The 25,588-nt window shown below is 52.6% G+C and carries 26 protein-coding genes; 13 read left to right on the forward strand and 13 right to left on the reverse strand.

Features of this window, described 5'->3' with window-relative positions:
- The first annotated feature begins 349 nt into the window (after positions 1–349).
- On the forward strand, positions 350–898 hold the full coding sequence (locus K2184_RS12505) for a LuxR C-terminal-related transcriptional regulator (protein WP_004105759.1): 549 nt from the start codon (positions 350–352) through the stop codon (positions 896–898).
- A gap of 39 nt (positions 899–937) precedes the next feature.
- Here the strand turns inward: K2184_RS12505 and K2184_RS12510 are convergent, their stop codons facing one another.
- Positions 938–1,411, reverse strand: a complete 474-nt coding sequence (locus tag K2184_RS12510; protein ID WP_004105761.1) for a hypothetical protein — start codon at positions 1,409–1,411, stop codon at positions 938–940.
- A complete protein-coding gene (locus K2184_RS12515; RefSeq protein WP_004105763.1) occupies positions 1,404–2,228 on the reverse strand; it encodes a winged helix-turn-helix domain-containing protein in 825 nt (274 codons plus the stop codon). The genes K2184_RS12510 and K2184_RS12515 overlap by 8 nt, the downstream gene beginning before the upstream one ends.
- A gap of 637 nt (positions 2,229–2,865) precedes the next feature.
- Here K2184_RS12515 and K2184_RS12520 point away from each other — a divergent pair.
- Positions 2,866–3,270, forward strand: a complete 405-nt coding sequence (locus K2184_RS12520) for a VOC family protein (protein ID WP_004105765.1) — start codon at positions 2,866–2,868, stop codon at positions 3,268–3,270.
- 143 nt (positions 3,271–3,413) lie between these two features.
- On the opposite strand, the gene K2184_RS12525 is transcribed toward K2184_RS12520, so the two are convergent.
- On the reverse strand, positions 3,414–3,779 hold the full coding sequence (locus tag K2184_RS12525) for a RidA family protein (RefSeq protein ID WP_224226463.1): 366 nt from the start codon (positions 3,777–3,779) through the stop codon (positions 3,414–3,416).
- A gap of 792 nt (positions 3,780–4,571) precedes the next feature.
- On the opposite strand from K2184_RS12525, the gene K2184_RS12530 reads away from it, so the two are divergent.
- Genes K2184_RS12530 through K2184_RS12545 form a run of 4 tightly spaced genes read left to right on the forward strand, consistent with a single transcriptional unit; the run spans position 4,572 to position 9,606 of the window.
- The gene (locus tag K2184_RS12530; RefSeq protein ID WP_023321638.1) at positions 4,572–5,090 is read left to right on the forward strand and encodes a fimbrial protein; all 519 of its coding nucleotides are present in this window, start codon (positions 4,572–4,574) and stop codon (positions 5,088–5,090) included.
- A gap of 47 nt (positions 5,091–5,137) precedes the next feature.
- The gene (locus tag K2184_RS12535; RefSeq protein WP_004105771.1) at positions 5,138–5,836 is read left to right on the forward strand and encodes a fimbrial biogenesis chaperone; all 699 of its coding nucleotides are present in this window, start codon (positions 5,138–5,140) and stop codon (positions 5,834–5,836) included.
- Between the two features lie 36 nt (positions 5,837–5,872).
- Positions 5,873–8,395, forward strand: coding sequence for a fimbria/pilus outer membrane usher protein (locus tag K2184_RS12540; RefSeq protein ID WP_196557190.1), 2,523 nt, complete (start codon positions 5,873–5,875; stop codon positions 8,393–8,395).
- 50 nt (positions 8,396–8,445) lie between these two features.
- Positions 8,446–9,606: a hypothetical protein gene (locus tag K2184_RS12545; RefSeq protein ID WP_196552935.1), complete on the forward strand. Its 1,161-nt coding sequence runs from the start codon at positions 8,446–8,448 to the stop codon at positions 9,604–9,606.
- Positions 9,607–9,743: 137 nt separating this feature from the next.
- Here the strand turns inward: K2184_RS12545 and K2184_RS12550 are convergent, their stop codons facing one another.
- Together K2184_RS12550 and K2184_RS12555 are read right to left on the reverse strand one after the other, a co-directional pair.
- Positions 9,744–11,132, reverse strand: a complete 1,389-nt coding sequence (locus K2184_RS12550; RefSeq protein WP_016807993.1) for an SLC13 family permease — start codon at positions 11,130–11,132, stop codon at positions 9,744–9,746.
- A gap of 164 nt (positions 11,133–11,296) precedes the next feature.
- On the reverse strand, positions 11,297–11,644 hold the full coding sequence (locus K2184_RS12555) for a hypothetical protein (protein WP_224258111.1): 348 nt from the start codon (positions 11,642–11,644) through the stop codon (positions 11,297–11,299).
- A gap of 33 nt (positions 11,645–11,677) precedes the next feature.
- Here K2184_RS12555 and K2184_RS12560 point away from each other — a divergent pair, with 33 nt between their 5' ends.
- Together K2184_RS12560 and K2184_RS12565 are read left to right on the forward strand one after the other, a co-directional pair.
- Positions 11,678–13,048, forward strand: coding sequence for a pyridoxal-phosphate dependent enzyme (locus tag K2184_RS12560; protein ID WP_049593885.1), 1,371 nt, complete (start codon positions 11,678–11,680; stop codon positions 13,046–13,048).
- Positions 13,049–13,058: 10 nt separating this feature from the next.
- Positions 13,059–14,204: a trans-sulfuration enzyme family protein gene (locus tag K2184_RS12565; RefSeq protein WP_004115602.1), complete on the forward strand. Its 1,146-nt coding sequence runs from the start codon at positions 13,059–13,061 to the stop codon at positions 14,202–14,204.
- 78 nt (positions 14,205–14,282) lie between these two features.
- Here the strand turns inward: K2184_RS12565 and K2184_RS12570 are convergent, their stop codons facing one another.
- Positions 14,283–15,182, reverse strand: a complete 900-nt coding sequence (locus tag K2184_RS12570; RefSeq protein WP_163524776.1) for a LysR family transcriptional regulator — start codon at positions 15,180–15,182, stop codon at positions 14,283–14,285.
- Positions 15,183–15,280: 98 nt separating this feature from the next.
- On the opposite strand from K2184_RS12570, the gene K2184_RS12575 reads away from it, so the two are divergent.
- From K2184_RS12575 to K2184_RS12585, 3 genes are all read left to right on the forward strand, one after another.
- Positions 15,281–15,883 carry a short chain dehydrogenase gene (locus K2184_RS12575; protein ID WP_004105785.1) on the forward strand — a complete coding sequence of 201 codons (603 nt, stop codon included), beginning with the start codon at positions 15,281–15,283 and terminating at the stop codon, positions 15,881–15,883.
- 106 nt (positions 15,884–15,989) lie between these two features.
- Positions 15,990–16,328, forward strand: a complete 339-nt coding sequence (locus tag K2184_RS12580) for a hypothetical protein (RefSeq protein WP_004105787.1) — start codon at positions 15,990–15,992, stop codon at positions 16,326–16,328.
- 180 nt (positions 16,329–16,508) lie between these two features.
- Positions 16,509–16,697 carry a hypothetical protein gene (locus tag K2184_RS12585; RefSeq protein ID WP_004105789.1) on the forward strand — a complete coding sequence of 63 codons (189 nt, stop codon included), beginning with the start codon at positions 16,509–16,511 and terminating at the stop codon, positions 16,695–16,697.
- Between the two features lie 329 nt (positions 16,698–17,026).
- Here the strand turns inward: K2184_RS12585 and K2184_RS12590 are convergent, their stop codons facing one another.
- From K2184_RS12590 to K2184_RS12600, 3 genes are all read right to left on the reverse strand, one after another.
- Positions 17,027–18,208 (reverse strand): PLP-dependent aminotransferase family protein, encoded by a 1,182-nt coding sequence (locus K2184_RS12590; RefSeq protein WP_004105794.1) that lies wholly within the window; start codon positions 18,206–18,208, stop codon positions 17,027–17,029.
- 266 nt (positions 18,209–18,474) lie between these two features.
- Complete coding sequence (gene gss / locus K2184_RS12595) at positions 18,475–20,346, reverse strand: bifunctional glutathionylspermidine amidase/synthase (protein ID WP_004105796.1); 1,872 nt, start codon at positions 20,344–20,346, stop codon at positions 18,475–18,477.
- A 76-nt stretch (positions 20,347–20,422) separates the two neighbouring features.
- Positions 20,423–20,554 (reverse strand): hypothetical protein, encoded by a 132-nt coding sequence (locus K2184_RS12600; protein WP_306344562.1) that lies wholly within the window; start codon positions 20,552–20,554, stop codon positions 20,423–20,425.
- Here K2184_RS12600 and K2184_RS12605 point away from each other — a divergent pair.
- Both K2184_RS12605 and yghU read left to right on the forward strand, forming a co-directional pair.
- Positions 20,554–21,114, forward strand: a complete 561-nt coding sequence (locus K2184_RS12605; RefSeq protein ID WP_004105797.1) for a DsbA family protein — start codon at positions 20,554–20,556, stop codon at positions 21,112–21,114. The genes K2184_RS12600 and K2184_RS12605 overlap by 1 nt on opposite strands.
- Positions 21,115–21,174: 60 nt before the next feature.
- The gene (yghU, locus tag K2184_RS12610) at positions 21,175–22,041 is read left to right on the forward strand and encodes a glutathione-dependent disulfide-bond oxidoreductase (protein ID WP_004105799.1); all 867 of its coding nucleotides are present in this window, start codon (positions 21,175–21,177) and stop codon (positions 22,039–22,041) included.
- Positions 22,042–22,076: 35 nt separating this feature from the next.
- Here the strand turns inward: yghU and K2184_RS12615 are convergent, their stop codons facing one another.
- From K2184_RS12615 to K2184_RS12630, 4 genes are all read right to left on the reverse strand, one after another.
- On the reverse strand, positions 22,077–22,364 hold the full coding sequence (locus K2184_RS12615) for a DUF2623 family protein (protein ID WP_004105801.1): 288 nt from the start codon (positions 22,362–22,364) through the stop codon (positions 22,077–22,079).
- 78 nt (positions 22,365–22,442) lie between these two features.
- A complete protein-coding gene (yghX, locus tag K2184_RS12620; RefSeq protein WP_004105802.1) occupies positions 22,443–23,330 on the reverse strand; it encodes a YghX family hydrolase in 888 nt (295 codons plus the stop codon).
- 121 nt (positions 23,331–23,451) lie between these two features.
- Positions 23,452–23,946, reverse strand: coding sequence for a TIGR00645 family protein (locus tag K2184_RS12625; RefSeq protein ID WP_004105804.1), 495 nt, complete (start codon positions 23,944–23,946; stop codon positions 23,452–23,454).
- Positions 23,947–24,053: 107 nt separating this feature from the next.
- Positions 24,054–25,580: a glycoside hydrolase family 43 protein gene (locus K2184_RS12630; protein ID WP_004115611.1), complete on the reverse strand. Its 1,527-nt coding sequence runs from the start codon at positions 25,578–25,580 to the stop codon at positions 24,054–24,056.
- Between the last annotated feature and the right edge of the window lie 8 nt (positions 25,581–25,588).

A 25,588-nucleotide genomic window follows, 5' to 3' on the forward strand; every position in this document is an offset into this window, starting at 1 on the left:
TCTGACGGCGCTTAGTGCTGAATTCACTATCGGCGAAGGTGAGTTGATGGCTCATGATGTCCCTCTGGGATGCGCTCCGGATGAATATGATGATCTCATATCAGGAACTTGTTCGCACCTTCCCTAAGCACATTAAAAGACGATTATTATTTAATAAGGAATTTTCCAAATGTTATTTATATCTTATCAGACACCTCAAAAAATCATACAACTCCTTGTTTACTATAAGTTTTACCATTTAACATGAGAAAATAAGAAAATTTAAGACGAGATAAGTTTGAATTTCTGAACAATCAGATATAGTCATTGAATACGACACATCATGAGTGAAATGCTTACGGGAGTTATCATGGCTATCTTCATCATCAGCAATAACCAGTATCTTCGAGATGGCATTATCTGTGTCGGACAATATAACGCGATGGAAATCAAAAGCTGTCAGTGTGACGACCCGCAACTCGATCGTTTAAACTATGAAGATATTGTTATCCTGCATCTGAGTTTAGAAAACAAATGCAACGCCAGCAAACTTTCCTCGTTAAACCAGCGATGCAAAGTATTACTGATTCTGAGTTCGTCGCAGCATGCACTCATCTGTGATGCAGATACCGTGATAAATGCTAAAGCGCCGCCGGAAGTTATAATGAAAGCGCTCCGCTGCCTGATCAGACGGGTTAAGTGTAAACCGACCAAAAACCAGCGCTTAAGCAAAATTGAAAAAATCATTCTCAACAAAAGCCTTGAAGGTAAAGATACGCATGTTATCGCTGAATCTCTATCGCTCACCAGTAAGATCGTCAGCAATTACAGATATGTGGCCTGTCGAAAAATTGGCGCAGGGAAGCTAACTGATTTACTCATTATAAAAGACCATTTAAAGGACGATTATGCCAGATAATTGTGGATGATAAGCAAGCCTGACTCATCATCCGTACCGTTAATTAGCACAATACAGTAGCGGTCGTGACCCAATTTTTATCAGAAAGCTATGCTCATTTTGCTTTGAAATAATATAGCTTATTTTTTCATTTGGATAAACGTAAAAGTCAGGCAGGATGCTGGCCAGGAACTCATCCGACACAGAGTCAATGTTACCGTATCGGTTTATTTCTCTGGAGTGGAAATGGTGAGTTTCATGATTTTTGACCATATCATAGATGACATCTCTTCTGATATGGCCCTGCAGTTTCCCGCCATCCAGATAGCTACCGCTGACCGCAACGGTACCCTTACCTTCAGCAAGTGAATACATGAAATTTAAGGTCAAATTAGTTTGTGTATTATCCTTGAAGACCACGAGCGATGCCGTACACTCTTCCTTATGATGTATTTTATCGTTCACAAAATTATAGATCCCCCCTGCCAGAGCGCCAGAAATAAAAAAGCCAATCACAATTTTTATTCTATTCATGTACAATTCCACGAAAAGAGAGAGTAACACATCCGGCAGAAGCCTTCGCGGTGTAGCTTTTCCTGCAAATAAACACTATAAAACCTGGAGTCATCTGCGACATGGAAAAATAAACAAAGGGATACTTCTTACAGTCCAGTCCGGATTTGAAAATCAAAGACTTATAACTATTAAATTTATCAATGCTGGCATGATTATCATCTATGGTATAAAAATGACAACCGCGATCGCTTTCAACTAATGTATAGCTGCTAAAAAAGGGCTTTTCATCATTAAAGTGCCAGAGGTAATGCAGAGAAAAAAAGCCCGCCAGTAAACTCAATGCCATAATCAAGAGTGTGACAGCCTTTGAGCGGGCGTTTTTCTTATCAGCCGTATGCACGGTAGCCACAGATTCAGTGGTTGCTTTTTTTCCCGCAACGCTATCCTGCACCGCGAGAGATGCATCAGCAGAACCTACTGAATCTAAAGATATTTTTTCACGTTTTTCAATGTTAACGTTGGCATTGATATGAAAACCTTTACGCGGCACCGTCACGACTAATGAGTTATCCGTTTCTCCGACATCGCGCAGTCCGCGCCTGACAATCGATATGTTTTGATACAAGGTATTTGCAGGAACCAGGATCCCCTCATCTTCCCAAACTTTTTTAAAAAAAGTCTGCTGGCTGACCAGCTCCGGTGAGGCTTCCAGTAAAAGAACAAGACAGTGGCTTGCCGGAGCCGTCAATGTGACGCTCAGCGCCGGGTTTTTCAACGAGATTAACCGCTTATTTTCAGGCCAAAATTCTATATTTTTGTTTATGATCCAATACATATGCTATTCGCGGCTGATATGTTAAAAGAGGTTAAAAGGGTAAGGAGGTGATCAGTGTAGCTGGAATTACATGCATTATAGCTAATTATATAATTGAAAAAACATATGTGACGTTTTAATTTTTAATGCTGAGTCTTTTCGGCTGTCGAACTTCACCAAAAACGTCCGCGCCCATAAACGTATTAGCCGGGTCATGGTTAAAAATTTACGGAACGTCGTGATTAAAAATGTAGGTTTAAAACGAATAAACCCTGAAACTACAATCAGTTATTGCCCAACGAAGGTGTTTTTTATCAGTCCCGTCGGCGTGTTAGCGCTAATGGTCAACGCTATCCTTAGCGTCAAAAGAACATAGCGCCCGGGCGTCGATCTTTTTTATCCCCGTTAAGTCTATTGTTTTTTACTGTCGGGAGCCCGTGGTTCCCTTCTGACTGGATATAACAAATATTTATCATTCCAGCCTGCCACGCTGAGGGGAAGCGTCAGCACAGCATAAGTTAAGCACGATCCTTACCTCTTCTTTATTCATTATCGCCAACCTTATCCGGGAATTTTTCATGTAATATCTGAATTCACACCCGGTAAATATTCGTTATATCTTAGCTATGTTATGCTCTATTTTTAAATAGGAGATGCTATGTTTTCTTATATTATGCTGGGAACCAATGACCCTCAAGCTTCCTATAAATTTTATGCGCCTTTGATGCGCGTGCTTGGCCATCCTCTCGATGGGCGTAGCGAAAAAGGCGCCGCATGGGGAACGTTCAAAGATAATCATACTACCGGATTATGCGTTGGAATGCCGTTTGATAATCTCCCCGCCACCCGAGGTAATGGCGTCATGGTTGCATTGAATGCGGTATCCGTTGAAATGATCCAGGAACTTTATAGATTAGCGATTGAGAATGGTGGCGAAGATGAAGGCCCACCGGCTTTTCGTCCGCACTACGGCGCTGATTTTTACAGTGCCTACGTTCGCGATCCTGACAAAAACAAAATCGCTTTTGTTTTTTACGACCCGGCAAAAAAAGCGATGGTTTAAAATCAATTCATCCGAATAAAATGCCTATTCGTGTGATAGCGATTTATTTTAGCGGGTCAGCAAGCCGGGAGGTCGATGCAATGGCTTCCCGGTTGAACAGCGAAACGGCGCGCCCCTGTCAATTACAGAAGAGGCGACATCGATTAACGACAGGCAATCGCATCAAGCTGAAAGAGCATACCTGTGGCCCCGCCAGCATGGGCAAACTCGGTTTGAATTGATTTTCTGGCGGGATAATGGCCGTTGAATCGCTGACGCATGACTTTTTCCATTAATGGGATATTCCATACGTCGCGAAACAGAGCATCAATTTTTACGACTGACTCCAGCGTCAGGCCGATAGTGTTAAGCCTTTCGCTCAAATTATCGAAAGCGCCATTTATCTGTTCCTCGATGGGCTTCCCGATGTTACCAATACAGTAACTCACAAAGACCAAACCACAGGATTCGACCACTCCGGATATTGCCCAGCTTTCATTAATTTCGTGCCTTATAATCTTACTCATCATTGATCCTTTTAAATTTTATATGACTGAAAGCCAAAATCAGGTCACGATTTGTGAGTGCATGGCAAAAACGCGCGTCCCGTGACGTATCATAAAAAAGCCATAGCGTAATATCCTGGTTTCCCTGTGTCAGGGATAAACCCGTGACGTGAAGGTAAAATACAGTTTTCTCAAGGAAATCATCTCATTTAATGCTAAAAGCTGTCACGTGCTGCCACATGAAATGCCCTTAAAAAACCTTAAAGGTTCTTAAATACATTTAAAGCCCCAAAATAGAACATCACAACCGATTGATTATAAAGAACATTATCGATTTCATCCCTCGCTATTAAAATAATAACAACAGGTATTATGAAATATTAATAAACAGTCAAGGCAAGGCACCTTGTTAATATCTATTTAAATTAAGCGAGATTTTTAAACAAAATTACAACATAAAACCCAGGACATTAACCTGTAATAAAGCCCGCCCTCAACCGCCCCCCCCCTGTGGTTCGATAATAAAAAACCAGATAAATGAAGAGGTAATGTTATTAAGCATTTTGATAAGTACGCTTTGTGCCGTTTTTAGCCGGCAGCAAAAAGTCATGCTGCAACTTTTATATGCCAGGAGAGGGATTTTTCCAGGCGTAAATTATGAACGATCAAACATTCTTAATAAGACGTTTTCAGGTGCATAGAAATAACGGGATCGTTATGTTGTTACCCAAGGCCATTCATGTGATATGGCTCTGTGAAACTTTATAGCAATATGCGCCGAATGACTTCGGTTGCTTATATTAAGGATAATGATGTATGAAAAAATTATCAGCAGTTGCGTTTGCATTTGGTCTGTTATCTGTGTCTGCATCTCAGGCACTGGCTGCAGATGCCACCGTTAACTTCAGCGGAACCATTCTTCAGGAAGCCTGTAGCGTAGCTACCTCGAATAATACTGTAAACGTTCAGCTCGGCACATTCGGTATCGCGCAATTCCCGACTGTGGGAACGACGACCCTCCCGGTTCCTTTTTCCATTAACTTAACGGGTTGTCCGGCATCAGGTGGTCCGACTGCCGCGCTGGTTACCTTTTCAGGCGCAGCGGATGCGGCAGGCGACCTGGCACTGAACGGCGGTGGCGCAACCGGTGTATCGATTAATATCAAAAAGGCTGACGGCACCAATATCGATATTAACTCCGCCGATTCTGGTATTGCGTTGACATCTGCCGCTACGCAGCAGCTCAACTTTACGGCTAATTATATCAGTACCTCAGCCGCTGTCACCGCGGGCCAGGCTAACGCCGTAGCCCAGGTAAATATCTCTTATATGTAAATATGTAATATGGCGGGGGTGCCAGCGCCCCCGTTAGTGGAGTATTCATGAAAGCATTCCTTTTTTTATCTTTATTTTTGGCTTCAGTCTCAGTTAGCACTAGCAGCGTTGCAGCTGTTTCTGTCGGGGGCACTCGTCTGGTTTTTAACGGCAATGAAAAAGAGGCTTCCATTACTGTCAGTAACTCAAACAAAGGGATTCCGGTACTTATTCAGTCCTGGGTAGACCGGGGGGAGCATGACAAATCTAAAGCTCCATTTACGATCACGCCACCATTGTTTCGCCTGGAACCAGGGCAGGATAATACCTTACGCGCTATTTACAGCGGCGAACGACTCCCGGATGATCGCGAATCTTTATTCTGGCTCAATATTAAAAGCATCCCGTCAATTAAAAAAGAGGACATGCGCGAAAACACTTTACAGCTGGCGATTAAAAAAAGGCTGAAATTTATTTACCGCCCCGCATCAATTAAGAGTATACCGGAAGAAAGCGCCAGCCTGCTTAGCTGGAAAAGAGTAGGTAATCAGATTCAGGTTACTAACCCAACGCCGTTTTATATGAACTTTGGGATGATCAAGGTAGGAGGTCAGATGTTTAAGCCTGTGCTCCCTGAACAAACCTATGTAGCGCCCAAATCAGAGCTGTTAATTACTATTCCATCCGGTGCGGCCAGCAATAGTGTTGACTGGAAAATAATTAATGACTACGGAACGAGTGGCAAAGAGTTTCACGCCACATATTAATTCTCACCGATGTTTTTGTATAACAGGTATGGAATTTTGCGACAGATAAATTTCACTGCGAAATATACATCCCTTTTGATTATCATTACGCTTCTGAATGTTCCTGATAAATCTTTTGCGGATGAGTATTTTAATCCTGCCTTGCTTGAGGTTCGGGATGGTGTTTCAGAGCGTACAACCGACCTCTCGGTCTTTGAAGTCGCCAATGGTCAGCCTGCGGGAAAATACCGGGTCGATATCTCAGTGAATAATGAGATGGTGACCGCCGAGGCCCGTGACGTGATGTTCTCGAAAACTGCTGATGGCAAGCTGGAACCCTGCGTTACCCTGGAGGAACTCACCCAGTGGGGGATTAATACCGCCCCGTTTCCAGAGCTGCAGGACAGTAACAGCGAATGCATTAAGCTGGACGCTATTCCAGACGCGTTTACTGACTTTCAGTTTAACCGACAGCGGCTAAACCTGAGCATTCCCCACGCGGCATTAAAGGCACGCAGTCAGGATGAAGTGCCCGTCGAGCTTTGGGATGAGGGGATTCCTGCCGTGTTACTCAATTACAGCATGAACAGTTATCAGAGCCAGTATAACGGTGCTGATACCTATAAAAGTACGTACCTCAACCTGCGGCCGGGAATAAACATCGGGCCGTGGCGTCTGCGCAACTACACCACCTTTGAGCATAGTAATCAGAGTGGAAGTAAATGGGACAACGTCTACAGCTATCTTCAGCGGAATATTATCTCTTTGCGAAGCCAACTGACGTTAGGTGACAGTTCCGCCCCTTCTGATGTCTTCGATAGCGTACCGTTCCGCGGTGTTCAACTAGCCTCAGATGATGACATGCTGCCTTCCAGCGTACGCAACTATGCGCCTGTAGTGCGGGGGATTGCCCGCAGTAATGCCCTTGTCACCATACGCCAGAACGGATACGTGGTTTATGAAACCAAAGTGGCGCCGGGAGCATTTGAAATAACGGATCTCGCCTCTACAGGCGGGGCAGGCGATCTTGACGTCACGATTAAAGAAGCGGATGGAAGCGAACAACATTTGATTATCCCCTATGCCTCTTTGCCTGTGCTGCAGCGCGAAGGGAAATTTCGTTATAGCGTAACGGGCGGTCAGTTTCGCGCCTATGATCCGCAAACGGAAAAAAATCTGTTTGTGCAGGGAACCGGTATTTATGGTCTCCCGCTCGGTTTTACGCTGTACGGTGGGGTGCAAAACGCAGGCAGCAAATACCAGTCTTACGCTCTGGGCGTGGGCAAGAACATCGGCGCATGGGGCGCTTTTTCAGCCGATGTCATCCACTCGGTGTCAGCGCCGACGGATACGGGCAGGCAACAGGGTCAGTCGCTACGGGTGCGCTATAGCAAAAATTTCCTGCAAACGGGAACAAACTTCACCATCGCCGGTTATCGCTATTCAACCTCCGGATTTCGCTCGCTGGAGGAGACGCTCGGCACCTACAGAAGCGATAGTAACATTCCATCATATGTTACTGACCGCCGTCGTAACCGGGCTGAGCTGTCGGTGAATCAGGATCTTGGCGCCAATTTTGGCGCGTTTAATGCCTCCTTGATCAGTGAGGATTACTGGCATAACAAACGTAACAGCCTGTCGGCGAACCTGGGGTACTACAAAAACTTCAACGCCATTGGCATCAGTTTGAACTACTCCTGGAACCGCAACACCGGCCTGTATGGCCATGCCGATCAGGATAATGTTGTCTCTTTTGAAATTAATGTGCCTCTGGATAAGTTCCTGCCCCAGACTTACGCCTCCTATGGCACAACCCGGACGAGTGGAAACGGGACCAGCCATAACCTGAGGCTCAACGGCTCGGCATTTGATGATGGCAGCCTTGACTGGGGCATCAACGCCACTCACTCCAGCCATAACGAACAACTGGTAGGAGCAAATGCCAACTGGCAGACAAGCTATGGAACGGTAAATGGTTCTTACAGCCACAGCCGTGATACCCGGCAATTGGGGTACGGCATCGCCGGCGGGCTCGTCGTTCATGAAAATGGTATCACCCTGTCACAACCCTTAGGTGAAACCATTGGCTTGGTAAAAGCACCGGATGCCGAAGGCGTCGGTATCAATAACTATAGCGGCATCTCTACGGACAGCCGGGGCTATGCGGTTGTTCCTTATCTGACCCCGTATCGCCGCAATGATATTAGCCTGAATAGCAAAACCCTGCGGGACGATACCGATATCACCTATATGACCAATAAAGTTGTTCCCACCCGCGGGGCTATCGTCAGGGCGGAGTATAAAACCGCCATTGGCCACCGTGTCCTGATGACATTAACGCTGCCCGGCGGCAAACCGGTCCCCTTTGGCGCAATGGCGTCACTGCTTAAAAGTGAAGAAAACGCGTCAATTGTCGGTGATGGCGGAGAAGTGCTGCTGAGCGGTTTACCGCAAAAAGGGACGCTACAGGTGAAATGGGGGAATGGCCAGGGGCAGGAAACCGCCTGCCGGGCGGATTATATAGCCCATAAATCAGCTGGCGCGTCCGGTCTCTGGAACGCGACGAGCGTCTGTCAATAATTCTGCGCCCTTGGGCGAAGTAAATAGCACTCCTTACGAGGAAGAACAGAATGAAGTGGTTTGTGTTTATGTTCGTTGCCATCGCGGCAACGCTGATGGTCCCCCCTGAGGCCAATAGCGGATCGTTTGATCCGGTAACCGGCGCTTATACTACGGATCCGATAACCGTCACGCTGACGCCAAAGACCGTTACGGCCAGCGCGTCGGTAATTCCTAACGGTGAAAAAGTTCTCCTTAGCACTACTACGTCTGCCGCACGAGGAGGCTTGTTGTACTGGGGAGCGCATACCTACGCCACTGGGAGTGCCGCTATTGCCACATCAGCCGCCGCTGAAATTAATGCCGAATTAGCTTGTACAGCAACCGCCAGCGGAACTTCTCTTACCGTAAACGGATGTTTTAGCTTTTTAGATGCTGACGTACTCTATATGGGGAAAAGCGCCTCTTGTAAATCCTTTTTTAGTGCATCGAGTAATGTAAATTCTTTAACGATTTTTGGCGATTTTGTTGGGCTTAATTTTGGCCCTGGTACAAGCTCTGTCCAGTTGAACAAGACAGGTATAATAGACGTCAATACGACCTCTTTCACCTATCCAAGTATGACTCGAAAAGCAAGTTACACCTGGCCAACTTTCGATATCAATCTGGAGGCGACACTATCTGCCAAAACGCCGCCTTATACCTATCTTTATTGCAGCGTATTGCAAGGTGGTGTCTCCAGGCTGGACAATGGGACTGCATTTCCCCTTTCTTTTACGATAGTGCCTGCGACCAGTAAACCCGCTTATGCCCCGACGATTAGTTACTCGCCGGCACTCCCTATCATCAATACTACCACCGTAAATATCCGCAATATTGCCGCGATTGATATTCTCCCCGGGACGGTATTTAACACTGGAACTATCTCCGCCTGGCGCACAACCTATATGGAACAACCGCTTACCGTAACCGGGCAGGGCAATGTAATCCGCCCGTTTATGATTAACAGTACAAGAAACTTTAACGTTCTTGAATCCTGGACCTGTGCGACAACAGGGCAAATCGATTTTCGAATAAAGCGCGACAATACCAACGCCAACGTCTGTTCGGGCGCCACCTATACCCACCCCGTGCAGACGCCACAGTCGTTGACGGCGCAGTGGAAAGCGCAAAGCTCGAACGCCTCAGGCGCCTGGAGCGCCAGGGCAACGGTCACCTTTACGCTACCCTAGATTATTGGCTTAATCGTTAACGCCCGGCATCGCTTTATACTGGCGATGTCGCCGATGGCAAGAGCGCGCCCCGCCTGTCGCTCAAAGAGAGTAATCCCGACACGGCGGCCAGCAATGACCGCCGCGCTGCGTTTAAGTTACATCCAAAATAACATGCTAAATCCGGTCAAAACGACGATACAGGCAATATTCAAAAACAGGCCGGCGCGCATCATCTCCTGCTGCTTGATATGGCCGGTGGCGAAAACGATAGCGTTTGGCGGCGTCGCCACGGGCAGCATAAAAGCGCATGAAGCCGCAATGGCAATCAATACCGACAGAATCACAGGCGACATGCCGAACGCTTCGGCCACTGAGGCAAATACGGGAATAAGCAAAGCGGCGCTGGCCGTATTACTAGCAAACTCGGTCAGAAAGACCACGAATGTTGCAATCACCAGGATAATAATAAATATCCCCATATGAGCCACCATCCCGCTAATCTGGTTTGCCAGGAACAGACTGGTGCCCGTCTCTTTCAACACATTACTTAAGCAGATACCGCCGCCGAATAATAACAGCACGCCCCAGTCAGCCGTTTTTTCTATATCCTTCCAGTGAACCACCCGGGCGAAATTGACTAATATAATGGCGCCTAATGCCACAATGGTATCAAAGGATTTAAAACCGCCCAGCAGGTCGTTAATGGGTCCGCTGAAAATCCAGAAGAATACGGTAAGGCCAAAAATAGCCAGGGTGACAACTTTGCCTTTATCCCAATCGACCTGCTCAGTATTCGTTTCAAAGGTCCCCTTAAGTTCCGGCCTGAACACGAGGTAAAGAATCGCAATAGCGACAGGCAGTAAGACGATCATTGCCGGGAAACCGAACTTCATCCAGTCAAAGAAGGAGAGCCCCACCTCGGCGGCGGCAATCGCATTCGGTGGACTGCCGACGATGGTCGCCATCCCGCCAATGCTGGCGCTATAGGCAATCCCCAGGAGCACAAACACATAGGTCGAATGGCTGTTTTTGCCATCGACTTTACTCAGGATCCCCAATACCAGCGGCATCATCATTGCGGCCGTCGCCGTATTACTGATCCACATTGACAGCAGCGCCGTCACGCCAAACAGCATAAAGACCGCGAGGCTCATTTTGCCCCTCGCCATCGCTAATACTTTATCGGCAATGACTTTATCCAGCCCCTGCACATGCATCGCCGCCGCCAGAGCAAAGCCGCCGAGGAAAAGGAATATCGTAGAGTTAGCGAAACTGTTTAGCGCCGCCTGGGTATTGAATACCCCCAACAGCACGGCCATGACGGGAACCATTATTGCCGTAACGGTCACGTGCAGCGCTTCCGTTAACCATAATACGGCGATAAAAGCGAGCATACTCAGTCCCATGACCACCTTCGGCTCATAGGGTAGCGTGTTGTAGAGAACGATAAACAGAACAATATCGAGCAAAATGATGATGCTGTTACGATTAAAAAACCACTCGTGGGTATTGGTAGGTAAAGGACTCATGTCGTTTTTATTCATAGTAGCTTCCTTGTAACTGGTTACGACTGAATCATTACATGTATATGTCTTTCAGGTATAAATTATGTTCCTGTTCTGTTAACTGGATCGTACCAGACAATTTCCTGGCTGATTAACCTGCAGGGCAGGATATTTTTGGAAAAAGGGTTCCTGATATATATTTTTTATTGAAACGAGAAGGAGCATCTTATCAGGAATAATTCATCCATCTGAATTTGTTCCGTTGAACAATGTCCCGGTATACCGGCGCTGATATTTTCGCTGGCACCTGAAAATTGCCGCTGGAAACTATCGAATATTTTTGGCAATCCTTTTCTGAAATAGAGATAAAGCAGCGCGTAAAAACGGATAATTCGGCGAAAAACCGGGCAAAAGCGCGCTATTCTGGAAATCGACACGCCCAGGCGGCTAACAACCTTTCCCTCCGGACGGCTAAAAAGCATCTTATATTCCTTTTTGCTCTTAGCGGCAGACAAAAGTTCTTTAAAATGCCAATTTTGCAGCCCTACCATTCAAATCATCTCGATACGAATGGGCAAAATGTTATGTCAGTTTTTCATTCCGTTAGCGACCTGATTGGTCATACTCCCCTGCTGCAGCTTCATAAGCTGGATACCGGCCCCTGCAGCCTGTTTCTGAAACTGGAAAATCAAAATCCCGGCGGCTCGATAAAAGACCGCGTCGCGCTATCCATGATTACGCAGGCAGAGCGCGAAGGAAAATTAAAACCCGGCGGCACGATTATCGAAGCCACCGCCGGCAATACCGGCCTCGGGCTGGCGCTGATCGCCGCGCAGAAAAATTATCGCCTGATCCTGGTGGTGCCGGACAAAATGAGCCGCGAGAAGATTTTCCACCTGCGCGCGCTGGGAGCGCAGGTACAGCTTACCCGCTCGGACGTTAACAAAGGCCATCCCGCCTACTATCAGGACTACGCCCGGCGTCTTGCCGACGAAACGCCAGGCGCCTTTTATATCGACCAGTTTAATAACGAGGCTAACCCGCTGGCGCATGCCACCACCACTGCCCCGGAAATCTTCCGGCAGCTGGAGGGCGATATCGACGCGATTGTCGTCGGCGTCGGCTCCGGCGGAACCCTCGGTGGGCTACAGGCCTGGTTTGCTGAACACTCCCCGAAAACGGAATTTATCCTCGCCGATCCGGCGGGCTCCATTCTGGCGGACCAGGTCGAAACCGGGCGCTACGGTGAAACCGGCTCCTGGCTGGTTGAAGGGATCGGCGAAGACTTTATTCCGCCGCTGGCCCATCTTGAGAGCGTCCGCAGCGCATACCGCGTCACCGATAGCGAAGCTTTCGCCACTGCCCGCCAGCTGCTGCAGGTTGAAGGCATTCTGGCAGGCTCCTCTACCGGAACATTGCTCACCGCCGCCCTGCGCTACTGCCGGTCGCAGACATCCCCTAAACGCGTGGTGACCTTCGCCTGCGACAGCGGCAATAAATATTTATCAAAGATGTTTAACGATGACTGGATGCGCCAGCAGGGCTTTTTAAGCCGCCCTTCGCGCGGCGACCTCAGCGATTTTATCGCTCTGCGCCACGACGAAGGGGCAACCATCACCGCCGCGCCGGACGATACCCTGGCGGCCATCCTCGCGCGTATGCGTCTCTACGACATCTCACAACTACCGGTGCTGGAAAACGGCCGCGTCGTCGGCATCGTCGACGAATGGGATCTGATTAGCCACGTCCAGGGCGACAGTCAGCGCTTTTCTCTGCCGGTCAGGGAAGCGATGACCCGTAACGTGGAGACCCTGGATAAGCACGCGCCGGAAAGCGCGCTGAAGGCCATTTTCGATCGCGGTCTGGTGGCCGTTATCGCCGACAACGATCGTTTTCTTGGCCTCATTACCCGCAGCGATGTGCTGACCACCTGGCGTAACCGACTCGAACAGTAAGGACTTCTTAATGACAAATTTGCATACCCTGAGCGTACATAGCGGCACATTTACCGATGAACACGGCGCGGTGATGCCGCCTATTTATGCCACCTCCACCTTTGCCCAGCCCGCGCCGGGCCAGCATACCGGGTACGAATATTCGCGCAGCGGCAACCCGACGCGCCACGCGCTGGAGACGGCGATTGCCGACCTGGAAAGCGGCACGCGCGGCTACGCCTTTGCTTCCGGCCTTGCGGCCATCTCAACCGTGCTGGAGCTGCTGGATAAAGACAGCCACCTGGTCGCCGTCGACGATGTCTACGGCGGCACATACCGGCTGATTGAAAACGTTCGCCGCCGCAGCGCCGGCCTGCGGGTGAGCTGGGTGAAGCCCGACGATCTGGCGGCCATCGAAGCGGCTATTCAACCCGACACGCGCATGATCTGGGTTGAAACGCCGACCAACCCGCTGCTTAAGCTGGCCGACCTCAGCGCCATCGCCGCCATTGCGCGGCGGCACAATATTATCAGCGTTACCGACAACACCTTCGCCTCGCCGGCCATCCATCGTCCGCTTGAGCTGGGCTTTGATATCGTGGTGCATTCGGCGACCAAGTACCTTAACGGCCACTCCGATGTGGTCGCCGGACTGGCGGTGGTCGGCGACAACGCCGCGCTGGCGGAAAAGCTGGGCTATCTACAAAACGCGGTTGGCGGCGTGCTCGATCCGTTCAGCAGTTTCCTGACGCTGCGCGGTATTCGTACCCTGGCGCTGCGTATGGAGCGCCACAGCAGCAATGCGCTGCTGCTTGCCGAGTGGCTGGAGCAGCAGCCGCAGGTCGAAAGGGTCTGGTTCCCGTGGCTGGCCTCGCATCCGCATCATCAGCTGGCGCGCAGGCAGATGGCGCTTCCCGGCGGGATGATTTCCGTGGTGGTCAAAGGCGACGATGGCTACGCCGAGCGGATCATACGCAAGCTGAAGCTGTTTACGCTCGCAGAGAGCCTCGGCGGCGTGGAAAGCCTGGTGAGCCAGCCGTTTAGCATGACCCACGCATCGATCCCGCTGGAGCAGCGTTTAGCCAACGGCATTACTCCCCAGCTGATTCGTCTGTCGGTAGGGATCGAAGATCCGCAGGATCTGATCGCCGACTGGCGCCACGCGCTGCGCGACTAAGCAGATTGCCCGGCGGTGCCTGACGCCTTGCCGGGCCAACAAGACCCCCATAGCGTCAGGCCGCCGCCCGGCAGAGAATTAAGCGGTCCGCCCGTTCTGGCGTTGCCCCTGCAGAAGATGTTCAACAAAGCGCGTCAGCTTCGGCAGCGGCCGCAGATCCTGCCGCCAGAGCAGGTGAACCGGCCTCGGCTGCGGGGTATACGCCTCCAGCACGCGCACCAGTTTACCGCTCTCCAGCGCATCGGCCAGCAGGACTTCCGGCTGCAACACCAGTCCGGCCCCGGCGATCGCCGCCGTTCGCAGGGCATAGCCGTCATTGCAGCGCAGGACGGCATCGCGCTTCCAGCGGACACCCTCCTCGGCGCCAGGCAGCTTCCACTCATTGCGTGCGGTCCACACCGTATGCGACAAGCAGAGGTGATCGGCCAGGTCAGCAGGCGTCGTCGGCGTACCGTAGCGGGCTAAATACCCGGGCGCGGCGCAGATCGTCATCCGGTAGGGCGCGAGATATTTTGCCACCAGATCGCTATTGCGGATCTCGCCGATGCGGATCGCCAAATCGAACCCCTCATCCACCAGATCGACCATCCGGTTAGTCAGATCCAGCTCCACGCGCACGTCGGGCCATGTCTGCAGAAACGTGGCGGTCAGCGGAGCAATGACGCAGGCGCCAAACGACGTCGGCGCGCTTACCCGCAGCGTGCCCGCGGGCGCGATCCGCAGCCTCTCCACCGCGCTTTCAGCGATTGAAACCTGCTCCAGGACGCGTTTCGCCTCGTCAAAATAGACCCGCCCGGCGTCGGTGAGGCTCTGGCGGCGGGTATTGCGCTCAAGAAGACGGGTATTAAGCTGCCGTTCGATCAGCGCGATATATCTCCCGACCATCACCGCCGACATCTCGAGCCGCGCCGCGGCGTCGGTAAAGCTGCCGCACTCCACGACCGCAATAAAGGTCTCCATCGCCCGTAGCTTATCCATATTACAAACCTCAGGTTAGTAATCATTTAACTTTCAGCCAGTTTATCCGCTATCTGTTTTATTAAAGAATAGCCTCTCATCCGAGAGAGGAACCTGCTATGAAAATCATCGTTATTGGCGCCAGCGGTACCGTTGGCCGCGCGGTTGCGCAAGAATTAAACCAGCGTCATGAAGTTATTCGCGTCGGCCGCACTCAGGGCGACTATCAGGTTGATATCACCTCACAGCAGAGCGTGCAGAGCCTGTTTGAGAAAATCGGTCAGGTAGACGCGATTGTTTCCGCCACCGGTAATCTGTTCTTTGGCCCGCTGGCGACCATGACCGATCGCGATTTCAACCAGGGCTTACAGGATAAGCTCCTGGGGCAGATTCGCCTGGCGCTGACCGGCCAGCATTATCTTAACGATGGCGGCTCGATTACGCTGATTAGCGGGATCGTGGCGCATGAGCCTATCGCTCAGGGCGTCAATGCCACCACCGTGAACGCCGGGCTGGAGGGGTTTGTTCGCGCCGCCGCTTGTGAACTGCCGCGCGGGATCCGTATTAACCTGATTAGCCCCACTGTATTAACGGAATCGGCGGCAGCCTACGACGGTTTCTTCCCCGGCTTTGCCAGCGTCCCTGCCGCCAGCGTGGCTCAGGCCTACCGTCGCAGCGTGGAAGGCGTTCAGAGCGGGCGGATCTATCGGGTCGGCTATTGACCGACACCGCAGCGGGCTGGAGTCAGGCTGCCGGCCCGCGACGGCGCTTACATCCTGTGCCTGCAGCGGTTACACTGGTTCTTCAATTTGCTTTTTTGAATCACTCATGCTGAAGAAACTCGCTTTTATTATCCCGCTTATCGCGCTTATCGCCCTGCTTATCTGGTGGTTCACGCCGCGCTACTCCGCAGAGGACGAAGCGTACTACCGCTCCGTTTTCTGCGTGATCGACCACCAGGATAGCCAGACATTTCTCCGCGATATGGAAAATATCATTGAAGGCGGCAATTCAGATTATGCGCTGCATAAAGCCCATTACGTTCCCGCGCTGGGCCAGCGGATGCTGGACACCTGGCAGCAGCTCACTCCGGAAGAGCAGAAAAGCCTCGGCCAGGATCAGCAGCGCTGCCGCCAGCTGATGAGCGAAAAACAGCGTTCACGCTAAACAGGCGCGCGGCGTAAAACGCAGCGCTGAAAGGAAAGGTAAAACAGAAATGATGTTTCACAAGGTGATGGACAGCCGCAGCCCTCATGACGACTGCGGTTGCCTTTACCAGAAAAAGTAGTTGATCTGGTAGCGACTAGCTCTTATTTTGCTTCTCAGTTTTTAAACGAGATGAAACTGATGCCTACTATTACCGCCAGTAGTATGAAAGAAGCAAAAGAGTTAATGAACTGTGGCAAATACAGAGAAATCGTTCTCAATTTCGATATTGATGCTGACGATTTCTTCACCCTCGCCACCTCACAATCAGCCACAAAAGTGACCATTACGGACAGAAACAATCGCTCATCGGTAAAAGCAGAAAAATAATAAAAACCCCTGAGGCTTCTTATGTTGTTAGCTATTGGTACCATCGCTGTCGCTTTTCTCTCCTCATTGATGCTGATCTGGCTTGACGATCGCATTGCCGACCAGGATTAAACCCCGGGCTGGCGATAAGCCGCCAGAACCCCAGCACTACGTTTCTCTCGCCCGTCGTCAGCGATGACGGGCGATGCCAAAACCGCTCACGTCATTCAACTTCAGCTCCCCTCATTGCGCTCGCCGGACAGGCAAGGATTAGCCTGAATTCAGGCCGTTAATAGAAGAAACGTGGGCGGAGAGCGCTCCGCGCCGACCAGCGGCGCGAAGCAAGGCGATTACAGCGATTTCGCCAGGCGCTCGACGGCGGTCATCAGACCGTCAGCCGATACCGTAGAGTAGGAGAGACGCAGCGTGCGGGTATCCGGGTTGTCGTTATAGAACGCTTCCCCAGGCACGTAGACCACGCCGTTTTCCAGCGTTTTCTTCATCCATTCCATGGTATCGAACGGATAGCGGAAGCGAGCCCACAGGAACATACCGCCTTTAGGACGGCTGAACTCCAGATGCTCGCCAAGCTGCGATTCCAGCGCGTCGGCCAGCGCCACGCACTTCTTGCGGTAATCTTCGCGGATCAGGGCAATCTGCTTTTCCAGACGGTTCATGCTCAGGTATTCCGCAGTGATGACCTGCGATAGCATGTTGGTGTGCAGATCCGCCGCCTGCTTGACGATCACCGTCTGCTGCGCCAGCCAGTCCGGCATCACGATCCAGCCAATACGCATCCCCGGCGCGAGGATCTTGGAGAAGGTGGAGGTATACACCACCTGATCGACACAGCCCAGTTCAACCGCGTGCTGATACAGCGGACGGCGCACTTCATCGGTGAAGCTGATTTCACCGTACGGATCGTCTTCAATGATCACGAAGTCGTGCTTTTTCGCCAGCTCAACCAGGCGACGACGGCGCGCTTCGCTGAGGGTCTTCCCGCCTGGGTTGCCAAACGTCGGCACCAGGTAAACGGCTTTCACGCGCGTGGTTTCCAGCAGATCGGCCAGCTGTTCCACCAGCATGCCGTCATCATCGGTATCCACGCTGAGAATATTGGCTTGCGCCAGCTGGAAGACCTGCAGCGCCGCCAGATAGGTCGGGCGCTCAACGACAATCGCATCGCCCGGATCGAGGAGCGTGCGGGCGACGATATCCAGCGACTGCTGCGAACCGGAAGTGATATAAACGTGGCTTGCCGGGCAGTCCACGCCGCGCGCCTGACACAGTTCGCTGACGGCCTGACGCAGCGGCGGATAACCTTCGGTCAAACCGTACTGGAACGCATCGTTAAAGCGCCCGTTCATCACCTGCTGCACCGCCAGGTTCAGGCCTTCGGTATCAAAAAGCTCCGGAGCCGGAATGCCGCCGCCCAGGGAGATCACGCCGGGCAGTTTACTGTGCTTGAGGAGTTCGCGGACGGCGGAGGGCTTAAGTTCACCCGCGCGGGCGGCGAGTCGCCGATCGTGCATACTATTTTCCTTTTCTGTCTTGTTGTTGTGATGTTTTATCTGTTTTTTACCGATAACTCCCCCGGTCGCACTAGGCTCACTGGGGCTACGGGTTCGTATGTTCGGTAGCCCGGACAGATGCGCAGCATCGCCTCCGGGATATTCTTCAGCATCCTGCGGCCTTCCCCCGGGGGCGGCGCGATGCGCCTTGCCCGGGCTACAAATGCCGCAGGTGACGAGAACCGCAGCCCGGATAAGGCGCTCACCGCCGTAATCCGGGATAAAATTTAACGGCTATCGTTGTCTTTTAGCACGATTAGCGGCTCAATATCGCTCTCTTTTTTGACCACCAGAGAATCGTCTCCGCGCAGGCAGGTACCGCCATAGTTACCGCCAACCGTAAAGGTGCAAACCTGGATGTATTTGCCATCCACCTTCGGCAGGCACCACAGCTGCTGGTAAATATTTTTGCGATCGAAAAACTGGCCGCTGGTTTTATCCAGCACTTCATCCTGCGGGCCAATCAGATCGATATTGCTGCCGCAGCGGCCTGAGATAGGCTTAACCGCATAGCCGCTTTCCGCCAGCTGCTCGTTGACCACAAAATCGGTATCCAGGAGATAGCGATGATTAGGGAACAGCGACCAAAGCACCGGCAAAATCGCCTTGTTGCCGGGGATAACCGTCCACAGCGGCTCGAAGACTAACACTTCCGGGCGCAGCAGGACGTCAATCAGACGCACTTCATTATCAGGGTGCCCGGTACGGATCGGCACCGCCGCGTACTCGTCGGCGCTGACTTCGCGCACCTGCTCAATGGCGGTCTCCCATGCCCAGGTTTTCCAGACACAGTTGACCAGGCGTCCATCGGCATCAATTAACTGCCCGGCGGCATCCCAGCGCAGCTCATCAAGGCCGTAAAGAATTTTGCTCTCGAAACCGGCCTGCGTCAGCGAACGCTGGATAAACTGCGCGTGGTAGTTCTCCTCCAGATCCTTATCCTGCATGATGTGCACGAATGGGCGCGCCCGGCTGTGCTTCCACGCTCCGGCAAGCTCATCGAGCAGGTTTTCCGCGGGGTTATGGCCGGTGCCGCAGTAGCCCTGCTTCAGCCACTGTTCGAGGATCAGCCCGCCTTCGGTATGACAGGACGCGGAGTCGGCGTTGTACTCATACACCTTGAGCCCGCGCTCATCCATACAGAAATCCATACGACCGGTAATCATATGATGGCGTCGGCGCTGCCACGAGAGGCGCAGGCGCGGCCAGAGAATTTTCGGAATATCGAACAGCGCCAGCAGGCTATCGTCCTTCATCACCTTGTCGGTAGCGTGCAGGTACATCAGATGCAGCTCGTTGGTGGCTTTGATGAGCTCCTGCTCGGCGCTTTCGGTAATAGTGAAATACTGGTAAGGGTCTTTATTGATGACGTGGCCGTTTGCTTCGACATAGGCTTTTTGCAGGGAATCTTTCTCGTTGAGCCAGTTGCCGCGAAACTGGCCTTTGTTCGGCAACCGCGCGCCTTTAATCGCCATCGCCTCACCCGGCAGCACTGGCTGCGGCAGGCTGTGTTCGGTATCGGCGGTTTGGATCATCCAGCCGAGGATTTCGGTATCGGCAAAGGTGTCTTTAATCGTGTAGAGGCCATTTTTCACTTCCAGCGTCAGCTCGCGGGTCCACTGCTGCCCCTGCGGTAGCGGCGAGTGAATCACGTTCTGTTCGGCGATCCTCACCTTGTTCCCTACCAGCTGAGTAATGACCGCCACGTGGCCCGTGTGCTTGAACTCGCCGCCTTTCTGCCAGATCAGCAGCGAGCCGGCGATCGGCGGACGACGAGAGCCGTTGGCGAACGCCTGCAGCGGCAGAATATTGTCGTTGACCACCTCGCGTAAAAAACGCAGGGAGAAAATCTCGTAGGCCATGCCGACATCGGTGAAAACAAAACCGTAGGTGAGGAACAGAAAGCGGCGCGCGAACTCCACGCACTGCCATTTATGCCCCATATACTCATTACCGATATAGCTGCGGAACGTGGCGTCATCCGGATAATCTTGCGGATTTAAGCTACTGTAATTAGATGAATAAATCGCCACGCCGCCCGGTGCGTAGCCTAATAGTGTACCAAACGGGGCGTCACTGCTTGTCGAACCTTTGCTCATTTAGCCTGACCTCAAATTAATGCAGCCCGGGCAGTTGGCGAAACAAAACTCCCTCTTCTTATCCTGCCGCAGGCACTTACCAGACAGAGGTGAAGTGATGATACCACTCATTCGATTCGCTAATCGTGCCCTTAAGGAAAATAAGCCTGCGCCCCCGGGCAAAAGTGATATCGTTATTTGAGATAAAAAAATTATCAGGAGCCGACAATGAGCACACCTTCGCATCTGACCGCCCAACCGCTGGTCTGGGGTCATGGGCCACGCACCTTTGAGGTGTTCCTTGAACCCACATGCCCCTATTCCGTTCGCGCCTTTAATAAGCTTGATGACCTGCTGGATGAAGTTGGCGCAGATAACGTGACGATCAAAATACGTTTGCAGTCTCAACCGTGGCATCTGTTTTCCGGCGTCATCGTCCGCTGTATTCTCGCCGCGTCAACCCTCCCGCACGGCCGCGAGCAGGCGCATAAGGTGCTTAAAGCCGTCGCCGACCACCGCGAAGAGTTTGAGTTTACCGACCACTGTAGCGGGCCGAATATGGACGCCACGCCGCAGCAGATTATTGAACGTCTCGAACGCTACAGCCGCGTCTCGCTGGCCGCAGCGTTTGCCCGCCCCGAGCTGCAAAACGAGATCAAATGGCATAGCAAATACGCCCGCCAGAACGGCATCCACGTGTCGCCGACCTTTATGATTAATGGCCTGGTGCAGGCGGATCTCGGCAGCGGCGACGACGTCAGCGTATGGGCCGCGCGGATTCTGGCTTAGACCGGCGCTCCGGCACGGTAACGTCACGACTTCAACACCTCACTAAAAAGGCAGATCAGCATGTCAGAGAATAACTACCAGCCACCTAAAGTGTGGGAATGGAAGCAAAACAACGGCGGCGCATTCGCCAATATCAACCGCCCGGTCTCCGGCGCAACGCACGAGCGGGAGCTGCCGGTGGGCGCGCATCCGCTTCAGCTCTATTCGCTGGGGACGCCCAACGGCCAGAAGGTGACCATCATGCTGGAAGAGCTGCTGGCGTTAGGCGTTAGCGGCGCGGAATATGACGCCTGGCTGATTCGCATCGGTGAAGGCGATCAGTTCTCCAGCGGCTTTGTCGAGGTTAATCCAAACTCAAAAATCCCGGCGCTCCGCGACCATTCCACCACTCCGCCGACCCGCGTTTTTGAATCCGGCAGCATCCTGCTCTATCTGGCGGAAAAGTTCGGTTTCTTCCTGCCAAAAGATCCGGCAGGACGCACTGAAACCCTCAACTGGCTGTTCTGGCTGCAGGGCGCGGCCCCGTTCCTCGGCGGCGGCTTTGGCCACTTCTTTAGCTATGCGCCGGTGAAAATCGAATACGCGATAGACCGCTTTACGATGGAAGCCAAACGCCAGCTTGACGTGCTGGACAAGCAGCTTGCCCGCGGTCGTTTTGTGGCGGGAGAAGAGTACACCATCGCCGATATGGCCATCTGGCCGTGGTACGGCAACGTGGTGCTGGGGAATGTCTATAATGCCGCCGAATTCCTTGATGCCGGAAGCTATAAAAACGTGCTGCGTTGGGCGCAGGATGTTGGCAATCGCCCCGCCGTACAGCGTGGACGCATGGTTAACCGTACCTCTGGCCCGCTCAATGAGCAGCTTCATGAGCGCCATGCCGCCAGCGACTTCGAAACGCAAACCGAAGATAAGCGCCAGGCGTAACGCTCTGGCCCACCGGAGGCGCCCGCCTCCGGTTTTTAGCTTTCCAGCCGATAGCCCGCCATAAAGTAGCGCATCGCGGTCGAAGAACCGCCCTCTTTGAAGAAGTCCATCACCATGTCTCTTTCCAGGCCATAGCGACGAGTGAGGATCCCCGCTTCCCAGGCGCTGAGCTGGCGGTCGCCGGTTTTTTCAAACATGCGGTGCGAGTAGCCGAGCACAAACCCGCGTTTATAGTCGGTGCAAAAATTCGCCGCATGCGCGGCGGTGTCAGCATGGGATGCCTGTAGCCCCGCCATTAAGCCTTTTCCAAAATGATTTTCCATCGCGCTCTCCCAATCGTTATATAATAAATTATATAGCGATTTTTTGAGCGAGCGGTAGCGCTATTTATGGCGTTTGCGCTAGCGTAAATACTTTTCAAACCACGCCAGCGTACGTTGCCAGGCCAGGCCAGCCGCAGCCCGATCGTAGCGCGGCGTGGAATCATTATGAAAGCCGTGATTCACGCCCTGATAGAGATAGGCCTCGTAGACTTTATTATGCGCCTTCAGCGCCTGTTCATAGGCGGGCCAGCCTTCATTAATGCCGCTATCAAGGCCGGCATAGTGCAGCAGCAGCGGCGCTTTTATTTTATCGACCTCCTTCAACGGCGGCTGGCGGCCGTAAAACGGCACCGCGCAGGCCAGCTCCGGGATCGCCACCGCCGCCGCGTTGCTGACGCCGCCGCCGTAGCAAAAACCGGTGATACCGACCTTCCCCGTCGCCTGCGGATGCTTCGCCATAAATTCGACCGCCGCAAAAAAGTCATTCATCAGCTTCACGGGATCGACTTTCTGCTGTAGCGCGCGGCCTTCATCATCATTCCCCGGATAGCCGCCGACGGAGCTCAGGCCATCCGGCGCCAGCGCGATATACCCCGCTTTCGCTACCCGCCGGGCTACGTCTTCAATATAGGGGTTCAGGCCGCGGTTCTCATGAACCACCACCACGGCGGGCGCTTTGTCGGCTATTTTCGTCGGCGTCACCAGGTAAGCCCGCACTTCGCCGTGGCCATCAGGAGAGGGATAATGAATATACTCCGGGCGGATATCCGGGTCGGTGAACGGTACCTGCTCTGCCAGGGCATAGTCGGGCTTCAGCAGATTAAACAGCGCCAGCGCGGTCATCCCGCCGACGGTATATTTCCCCGCCAGCTGGAGAAACTCGCGTTTGCTGATTTTGCCGTGGGCATAGTAGTCATAATACTCGAGCAGCTGCTGCGGGAAATCTTTGGCCGTTAATCGCGTCATCACCCTGCCTCCGTTGTTAAGCGCCCTTTAAGCAAAGCAGAAGCCCGGACATACGCCAGCGCAGAAAAGCAGAAACGGGGAGAAAAAAGCCCAGCGGCTAACGCCGCCGGGAGAGAAGGGATCAGTGTTTCACTTTGGTCAGACGATCGAGGTAGCCCATAACAAAGGCCGAGAGCACAAAGGTCAGGTGGATGATGACGTACCACATCAGCTTATTGTCCGGGACGTTTTTCGCATCCATAAACACCCGCAGCAGGTGAATAGAGGAGATCGCCACGATGGAGGCGGCAACCTTATTTTTCAGCGACGTCGCGTCCATTTTGCCCAGCCAGCTGAGTTTTTCTTTACCCTCGTTAATATCCAGCTGCGAGACAAAATTTTCATACCCGGAGAACATCACCATCACCAGCAAACCGCCCACCAGGGTCATATCCACCAGCGACAGCAGGGTCAGAATCATATCCGACTCACTGACGCTAAAAATATGCGGCAGTATGTGGAAGATCTCCTGAAAAAATTTGATGGTCAGCGCAATCAGACCGAGCGAGAGGCCAAAATAAACCGGCGCCAGCAGCCAGCGCGAGGCGTACATAGCATTTTCCAGAAAGCGTTCCATAAGATCCTGTCAGTTAACATAAACGGCCGCCATTATATCGCAACAGGGTAACGTTTATGCAACATCCAGCCGCCCGCATTATCTGCAGACGGCCAGAAACGGTTTCTTTATAGGATGACCTCAAAGTCCTGCAAAGAGCAGTAGCCCTCGCTTTGCAGGCCATCCATTGAAGCAGCCAGCAGGCCAAATTTCGCACCGACCCATTTCCCCTTCCCGGCAGCAAAACAAAGGGGAACCCCCTGCCACTCCTCCTCCTCAGCTCGCCAGGAAAATTGACACAAGCCGCCTTCGCCTACGGCAACCTGCAGCTGACACTTGCCGCGCTTAAGCTCAGCAAGAACCTGACGAGTTTCGCGCACAACGCCCGCATCGCTCATCCAACCGTGTCGCCACACGAGCCGGCAACTCCCTTGCCCAAACTCCACCAGCAAAGCGGCGTAGCGTTCGCCGTATACGATCAGGCCTCCGGCATCACCGTCCTGAGCGGCATATAACGTTACGCTTGTTTTCGCGCTAAAAGTTAGCGCCGGGAATTTCTGCAGCAACAGCTGCGGCGCCCAGTATAACGCTCTCTGTCCATCGACTTGGGATAATGGGGTGCAGCGTAATCGGAGTTCGCCTTCCGCCGGCAGCAGCCACTCAGGGCTGGGGTTAGCCTGCCACTGCCACTGTATTCCCGGTTGGCCTTGCGCAAAATAGTCGCTGGTTTGCGGCGCCAACGCCGGTGAAGGCGTTAACCCTTTCGGACGCGGCCAACGTAAAACCGGCTGTCCGACGCCGCAACTGCCAATCTGCTCACCGATACGCGGCCAGCCGTCGTCACCCCAGAACATCGGCTGGAGGTGAACCACGCGGCCATAGAGATGTAAGTCCTGGAAATGAACAAACCAGCATTCGCCCTTCTCGCCCTCCACCCAGCCGCCCTGATGTGGTCCATTTATCGATGTGTTTCCCTGGAAAAGCACGTTTTTGGCTTCCCAGGGCCCCGTCATCTGGCGCGCGCGCAGCACCGTCTGCCAGCCATTTTCTACCCCGCCCGCAGGAGCAAAGATGTAGTACCAACCGGCGCGTTGATAAACCTTTGGCCCCTCAAGGGTGGGTAAATCGCAGCAGCCGTCATAGATAATCTGCCCTTCGCCCAGTAATTCGCTGGCGTCCGGCGCCATCGCAAACAACTGCAGTTTATGCTTAATGCCGCTGCGGCTATGGGCGAAAGCATGTACCAACCAGGCCTGACCATTGTCGTCCCAGAACGGGCAGGGATCTATCCACCCTCTGGCCTGACGCAGGCAGTGCGGAGCGCTCCATTTCCCCCACGGGTCCTCGGTATGGCAGATAAAAATACCTTCATCTGGGGTGCTGAAGCAGACCCACAGCTTGCCATCGTGCCAGCGAATCGATGGCGCCCATACGCCCTTACCCGGCTGATACCGGTCATAACCCGGTAGCGGCAGTTCATCCAGAACGTGGTTGATAATAGTCCAGTTAACCAGGTCCGTTGAATGCAGGATCGGTAAAGCGGGCACATGGTTAAAACTGGAAGAGACCATAAAGAAATCATCCCTTACGCGCACGATATCCGGGTCGGAATAATCGGCGCATAAAATAGGATTCTGGTATTCAGAAGGAGTCATATTTCGCA

It is taken from the genome of Klebsiella sp. K5-306 (genome assembly GCF_051835185.1).
GTDB lineage: Bacteria > Pseudomonadota > Gammaproteobacteria > Enterobacterales > Enterobacteriaceae > Klebsiella > Klebsiella oxytoca.

Coding starts and splice junctions, on each gene's coding strand:
- K2184_RS12535 (WP_004105771.1), top strand. CDS start 5,138: ATGAAAGCATTCCTTTTTTTATCTTTATTTTTGGCTTCAGTCTCAGTT.
- K2184_RS12545 (WP_196552935.1), top strand. CDS start 8,446: ATGAAGTGGTTTGTGTTTATGTTCGTTGCCATCGCGGCAACGCTGATG.
- K2184_RS12585 (WP_004105789.1), top strand. CDS start 16,509: ATGCCTACTATTACCGCCAGTAGTATGAAAGAAGCAAAAGAGTTAATG.
- K2184_RS12525 (WP_224226463.1), bottom strand. CDS start 3,779: ATGATGAGTAAGATTATAAGGCACGAAATTAATGAAAGCTGGGCAATA.
- yghX (WP_004105802.1), bottom strand. CDS start 23,330: ATGACGCGATTAACGGCCAAAGATTTCCCGCAGCAGCTGCTCGAGTAT.
- K2184_RS12555 (WP_224258111.1), bottom strand. CDS start 11,644: ATGGTAGGGCTGCAAAATTGGCATTTTAAAGAACTTTTGTCTGCCGCT.
- K2184_RS12575 (WP_004105785.1), top strand. CDS start 15,281: ATGAAAATCATCGTTATTGGCGCCAGCGGTACCGTTGGCCGCGCGGTT.
- K2184_RS12570 (WP_163524776.1), bottom strand. CDS start 15,182: ATGGATAAGCTACGGGCGATGGAGACCTTTATTGCGGTCGTGGAGTGC.
- K2184_RS12590 (WP_004105794.1), bottom strand. CDS start 18,208: ATGCACGATCGGCGACTCGCCGCCCGCGCGGGTGAACTTAAGCCCTCC.
- K2184_RS12605 (WP_004105797.1), top strand. CDS start 20,554: ATGAGCACACCTTCGCATCTGACCGCCCAACCGCTGGTCTGGGGTCAT.
- K2184_RS12530 (WP_023321638.1), top strand. CDS start 4,572: ATGAAAAAATTATCAGCAGTTGCGTTTGCATTTGGTCTGTTATCTGTG.
- K2184_RS12615 (WP_004105801.1), bottom strand. CDS start 22,364: ATGGAAAATCATTTTGGAAAAGGCTTAATGGCGGGGCTACAGGCATCC.
- K2184_RS12515 (WP_004105763.1), bottom strand. CDS start 2,228: ATGTATTGGATCATAAACAAAAATATAGAATTTTGGCCTGAAAATAAG.
- gss (WP_004105796.1), bottom strand. CDS start 20,346: ATGAGCAAAGGTTCGACAAGCAGTGACGCCCCGTTTGGTACACTATTA.
- K2184_RS12550 (WP_016807993.1), bottom strand. CDS start 11,132: ATGAATAAAAACGACATGAGTCCTTTACCTACCAATACCCACGAGTGG.
- K2184_RS12505 (WP_004105759.1), top strand. CDS start 350: ATGGCTATCTTCATCATCAGCAATAACCAGTATCTTCGAGATGGCATT.
- K2184_RS12510 (WP_004105761.1), bottom strand. CDS start 1,411: ATGAATAGAATAAAAATTGTGATTGGCTTTTTTATTTCTGGCGCTCTG.
- K2184_RS12560 (WP_049593885.1), top strand. CDS start 11,678: ATGTCAGTTTTTCATTCCGTTAGCGACCTGATTGGTCATACTCCCCTG.
- K2184_RS12625 (WP_004105804.1), bottom strand. CDS start 23,946: ATGGAACGCTTTCTGGAAAATGCTATGTACGCCTCGCGCTGGCTGCTG.
- yghU (WP_004105799.1), top strand. CDS start 21,175: ATGTCAGAGAATAACTACCAGCCACCTAAAGTGTGGGAATGGAAGCAA.
- K2184_RS12520 (WP_004105765.1), top strand. CDS start 2,866: ATGTTTTCTTATATTATGCTGGGAACCAATGACCCTCAAGCTTCCTAT.
- K2184_RS12565 (WP_004115602.1), top strand. CDS start 13,059: ATGACAAATTTGCATACCCTGAGCGTACATAGCGGCACATTTACCGAT.
- K2184_RS12580 (WP_004105787.1), top strand. CDS start 15,990: ATGCTGAAGAAACTCGCTTTTATTATCCCGCTTATCGCGCTTATCGCC.
- K2184_RS12630 (WP_004115611.1), bottom strand. CDS start 25,580: ATGACTCCTTCTGAATACCAGAATCCTATTTTATGCGCCGATTATTCC.